General features: G+C 59.6%; 1 pseudogene. It reads right to left on the bottom strand.

Annotation, left to right across the window (positions count from 1 at the left end):
- Nucleotides 1-1295 (bottom strand): annotated as a pseudogene (locus tag ACVWXC_RS13305) (hypothetical protein); the annotation flags it as partial.
- Nucleotides 1296-1419 lie beyond the last annotated feature (124 nt).

Genomic DNA, 1419 nt, shown 5'->3' with positions numbered 1-1419 from the left:
GGCGTCCCCGCCGTGCTGGTGCTGGTGCTGAAGCTGGTCGAGAAGCTGGCCGTGTAGGAGAAGGTCTGGTTGGGGATAACCAGGGTCAGGTTGACCGGGCCAGCGAGCAGACTGCTAGAGGCAGTGAAGGTGGCTACTTGAGCTTGATTATAAGTAACCAACGGACCGGTAAATGTGAAGGCAACATCAATTCCAACGCCACCTATCTGTACACTCTGCGTAATGGTAGCCTGACTAGTGGGTAGGAAAGCAGTAAAGGTGCTTCCTGCAGCACTGAAGCTTACCGTAACTGGGTTGGTGGCCAGGAGGGTAATCGTGAGGGTGGCTGGGGAGGCGGTGTTAACTTGATAGGTGCTTGCACTGGTAGTTAGATTATTTAGCGTAACGGACCCAGTGAACTGTACTAGCACAGGAGCAACCGCGTTAAATGCAGGTGCTCCAGAAGCACTTGCAGAAGTTGTGGCGCTAGAGGAAGTAGTTAAGGTGGGGAATACTGACGTGGCCTGGTTGTTCCACACCTCCTTGGCACACTGCAGCCGCACCTGGTAGAAGCGCGGGCCTGGCGCCGATACCGCCCGCTGCACCCCAGGCCCCACATCCGCCAGCCGCGGCCCCGCCGACGCATCGTTCCCCAGCACGTTGCCGGTGAAGCTCAAAGCCACAAAGCCAGAAGTCGCCGGCGCAAAGAAGTCGCTGGACACCACGTTGTCAACCGCGCCCAGCCGCACCTCTTGGAACACCACACTGTTGGCCGCTAGGTTGTGGGGAGTGACATCCAGGAAGAAGAAGCCCCGCCCCTTGTCGCCAATAATACCAGGAATGGTGGTCGAGTCGTTGGAGGGCAACTGCACCAGTGTCAACTGCGCCCCCTGCACAATCGCGTTGCGGGGAATGGCGTCGGGAATGGGGAAGGAAAGCACCGCCCGGAAGTCAGAGTAGGTGCCCACCGGCAGGTTCTCGGCTGTGCCGGAGCGGCGGATGCCAAAGCCAACGGGAATGACAGTGGGGTTGGAGAAGACTTGTCCCCCCGGAGTGAGAGCGGCCAGTTGGGTGGGCAGAGCGCTGATGGGGCCAGCAGTGGTGGGAGTGGGAGCAGGAACAGGGGTTGGAGTCGGTGACGGCGGAGCCGGGGGAGCCGGCGGGGGTGGTGGGGGTGGGGGCGGCACGGGTGTAACAGTGCTGGTGCTGCTTTCTTCGCCGCAACCGGTGAGCAACAAAGGTAGCAGCACCACCGTCGAAGCCAGAGACAGAGACCCGAGTGACTTGAGCAGCCACTTGTGCATTGTTCCGTTCATTGTTCTCCTCTCAACCAAAAAAGTGAGGTTCGGCTGAACACTTCCCTTAACCTACCCGATCAACTCGCCCAGGGCAAGCCAGGCCGTAGGAAAGAGCCAATCTAGTCTACCCGGCCATTGAAGG

This window comes from Thermostichus sp. OS-CIW-20 (genome assembly GCF_054061455.1).
This window is presented reverse-complemented; position numbering and strand designations above follow the sequence as displayed.